Source organism: Clostridium fallax (assembly GCF_900129365.1).
Taxonomy (GTDB): domain Bacteria; phylum Bacillota; class Clostridia; order Clostridiales; family Clostridiaceae; genus Clostridium_AH; species Clostridium_AH fallax.
This window is the reverse complement of the sequence record NZ_FQVM01000050.1, coordinates 1-3,974: the sequence shown is the minus strand read 5'-3', so window position 1 is coordinate 3,974 and position 3,974 is coordinate 1. Positions and strand designations below refer to the sequence as shown.

Sequence of the window (3,974 nt, the reverse complement as noted above, 5' to 3'; positions counted from 1 at the left end):
GATAAAAACTTAATAATATTTATAAAACTTATGAATATAATACTATAACTTAATAATGCTTATACAAACAAATTTAAGGAGTTGTTATATTGGATTTTAAAAAAAAATATTTTCCTTATCTTATACACATATTTTTATACGTATTTTTTATAATTTTTGCTTTTATACAGAATACGCCTTCAGAAATATTAAAAGGATTAGATAAAATCATCTCAAACTCTGATATATTAATTACAGATTATATTTATACTGCAGGAATAGGAGCTACTTTTGTTAATACATCCCTTTTAGGTTTAATCTCAATATTTTTACTATTAATTCTTAAAATAGAACCTAATGGCTCAAATATTATGTCATTATGGCTTATTACTGGCTTTGGTATGTTTGGCAAAAATATATTAAATGTATGGCCTATACCAATTGGAGTATGGCTATATTCAAAATATAAAGGTAAACCATTTAAAAATTATATACTTACTGCTATATTAGGGACAACCTTAGCCCCAACAGTAACTCAACTCTCCTTAGCTAGCGGTCTTAACTTTTTTGAAGGTCTTTCCATTGGTTTTATAATAGGTATTGGCATTGGTTTTATACTTCCACCTATTACTTCTCACTCTATGAATATTCACTTTGGTTTTAATCTTTATAATGTTGGCTTTGCAGGTGGAATAATAGCAACAGCTTTAATGTCTATGCTAAGAGCTATTGGGTATAATTTTGATGCTAACTTCTTGTGGCATTCTGGTTCCAACGAATTATTCGGCATATTTATGATAGGTTTAAGTTTATATTTTCTACTAATAGGTATATTTAAGATAAACAATTGGGATAAATTAAAAAGTAATTTAATTATGATTAATAAAGAAACTGGAAGGATTCCAAGTGATTTTCTGAAAAAATATGGTGATATAGCCTATGTAAATATGGGTCTACTTGGAATAATTTCTACTATATTTGTTCTTTTAATAAAGGGAAGTTTAAACGGCCCTACTATGGGTGCTATTTTTACAATGATAGGATTTGGATGTTTTGGAAAAAACATATTAAATGTAATTCCTGTAATTATAGGATCATCTTTATCAGCTATAGTAAATATAATGAAAATAAATTCACCTTCCATGGTTTTATCAATAATGTTTAGTACTGGACTTGCACCTATCTCTGGATACTTCGGCTGGAAATATGGTATTATAGCTGGATTTTTGCATGTATCCATGGTTATGAATATAGGATATTTACATGGTGGCTTAAATTTATATAATAATGGACTTGCCTGTGGGTTTGTAGCCATGTTATTAGTTCCAATAATCTCTTCTTTAAGTAAGAAAACAGATTATAGCCATATAATAGATATAAAGTAACTCTTAATATTTAAATATAAATTTTTAATTAATATATAAAGCATATCTTTTATTTATATTAAACTATAAAACTTCATCTTCTATAGTTTATTAAAATAAATTATAGAAGATATAAAATCAAAACTGCTCCAAAACAGAAATTAAAGTTCTATTTTGGGGCAGTAACTTTTTAATAGAAAAATATTTATTAAAATTCCTAATTTATATAAAGATATTTATCTATTATTTTAAAAATTCCTTGAAGATACATCTATTTTAAATGTTACATTTAATAATATATGTAATGTTTATTTAAAACTTTAATTTATAATATTATTAAATAAAATTATTTTTTCTTTATATCACATCTAAAGGCTTTTTCTCCCTTATAATTCATCTCATCTAACACTTTTCTTACAATTTTTTGTCCAATTTCATCTTCTGGCATTTCACATAAAGCATCTTCTATATGGCTCCAATCAAGCCATTCAACTTCTGAAGATTTATTTATATCTCCATCTTTGTAATTGGCCATATAGGTTATCATAAGTAGCTCTTTGCCTTTTACATAATCAGTACCTAAATACTTTATATTTTCTATCTCTATTCCAGTTTCTTCTTTAACCTCTCTATAAACAGTTTCCTCTGCTGTTTCATCTATTCCTACATAACCAGAAACTAAAACCTTTGAATTTTTATATATATAACTTTGTTTTAAAAGTAAAATTTCTTGATTTTTAATAACTGCTACTACAATACATGGCTTTGGAGTATCAAAAAACATCTTATCATCCTTTGGGCAATAAGGAACTCCCCCTTCATCCCAACTATCTTTAATTTCTAATTTATTACCACATAATGGGCAGTATTTAAATTTCATATTTAATTCCTCCAAAGTTTTAATTCTTTTCATTTATTTAAACTTAATTTTATAACAAATTAAAAGTTAATTACCTCTAACTAATACTTAGTATCCTAATTTATTTTAGTATATAGTATTTTAATTTTTATGAGATAACTTTTATATTATTTTTATTAGATTCCTTATATATTATATGTTACTCATTTTTATATATTTTATAAAAAATATTATATAGAAATTGTAACACACTTTATAGTTTAACTTCTACTTGCTTTGTTAATGTTATACTATCTTCCTCAACATCGCAACAATAAGCTAAAACATCCACTCCATTATCTCTAGCAAATCTAAGAGCTTCTCCAAACTTTTCATCTGTCTCATCATTAGGAGTAAAGTATTTAACATTATTCATTTGTATTAAAAAAAGAACTCCTGCTCCTAATCCTTGCTTTTTAGCCTCAACTAATTCTAAAAGATGCTTACGGCCTCTTTCTGTTGGTGCATCTGGAAATTTTACCACTCCATCATTTTCTAATGTAACACCTTTTACTTCAAGATAATAAATTTCTCCACTACTTTTCTGTAATTTAAAATCAAATCTACTATTCCCAAAAGTTTTTTCTCTTAAAACATCATTATAGTCCTTTAACAACTCTATCTTTTTATTTAATAAAGCTTCCTCTACAACCTTATTCGGTATATGAGAATCTATACTAATTAACTTTTTATCTTTATATGCTGCAATTAAATCATAAGGAGTTTTTCTAATGGCATTATCTTCTTTTCTTAAAATCACTGTACAATTAGGAACTAATATTTCTTTACATCTACCTGTGTTTGGTACATGAACCATTATCTCTTTCCCATCAATCATTATATAAGCTTGAAATCTATTAGGTCTATTTTTAAAAATTGCTTGTTTTATAGGCTTTAAAATTTTCATAACATTCACCTTTTCTCTACTTAATAGAATAACCCCCAAAATTATCCACAAAACTTATGCACAGCTATGTTTATAATGTTGATAAATTCTATTAAATCATATTTTTTACATTATTCTATATTTCAAAATTCATAATATCATACTTTTTGTTATATTTTGTTACAGTATTTAGACTACTCTATTAAAATATAATATATTATATTTTAATGAAAATTACTATTTTTCTGAATTTTTATGATTTTTTAGTATACTTATCCACATTTATTCAAAGTTATGCACTTTTTTCTGTGGATAAGTGTGAATTTTCTTACAAATTTGAATTTACAAATTTTATTATTACCTATTTATCTTTAAAATACATGCTTTTTATAAAAAATACATTTTAATTTTGTATTTTACAATTTTTGTAATGAAAAGGTTTTTATATCTTCTAAAAAATTTTTTTATTTTTTAAAAGATATCCACAGCACTAAAAAAATTATCCACAACAATATTAACTTTACAATATTAACTTTACAATATTAACTTTACAATATTAACTTTAAAAATAATTTTAGACAATAAAAAAACTACTCAAAAGAGTAGTTAATCCACTGCATATATATGAACTCGATAAGTTCTAGAACCATATCGAGTTGCATAGAATTTGGTGACTCCTAGGGGAATCGAACCCCTGTTACCACCGTGAAAGGGTGGTGTCTTAACCGCTTGACCAAGGAGCCAAGAAAAAACTGGCAACCATCTACTCTCCCACTCAGTCGCCCAAGCAGTACCATCGACCGTTTAAATCTTAACCTTCGTGTTCGGTATGGGAACGGGTGTAACC

Annotated in this window: 3 protein-coding genes, 1 tRNA gene and 1 rRNA gene; 1 reads left to right on the top strand and 4 read right to left on the bottom strand. The window is 26.0% G+C overall.

Going from position 1 to position 3,974, the window contains the following annotated elements; genetic code table 11:
* The first annotated feature begins 86 nt into the window (after positions 1 to 86).
* Positions 87 to 1,364: a DUF1576 domain-containing protein gene (locus BUA70_RS12730; protein ID WP_423236772.1), complete on the top strand. Its 1,278-nt coding sequence runs from the start codon at positions 87 to 89 to the stop codon at positions 1,362 to 1,364.
* Between the two features lie 325 nt (positions 1,365 to 1,689).
* Here BUA70_RS12730 and BUA70_RS12725 read toward each other — a convergent pair whose 3' ends face one another.
* From BUA70_RS12725 to rrf, 4 genes are all read right to left on the bottom strand, one after another.
* The gene (locus BUA70_RS12725) at positions 1,690 to 2,223 is read right to left on the bottom strand and encodes an NAD(+) diphosphatase (protein WP_072897869.1); all 534 of its coding nucleotides are present in this window, start codon (positions 2,221 to 2,223) and stop codon (positions 1,690 to 1,692) included.
* 232 nt (positions 2,224 to 2,455) lie between these two features.
* On the bottom strand, positions 2,456 to 3,148 hold the full coding sequence (gene sfsA / locus BUA70_RS12720; protein WP_072897868.1) for a DNA/RNA nuclease SfsA: 693 nt from the start codon (positions 3,146 to 3,148) through the stop codon (positions 2,456 to 2,458).
* Between the two features lie 647 nt (positions 3,149 to 3,795).
* A tRNA-Glu gene (locus tag BUA70_RS12715) sits at positions 3,796 to 3,870 on the bottom strand.
* Positions 3,871 to 3,877: 7 nt separating this feature from the next.
* Positions 3,878 to 3,974: ribosomal RNA gene (gene rrf, locus BUA70_RS12710) — 5S ribosomal RNA — on the bottom strand; the annotation flags it as partial.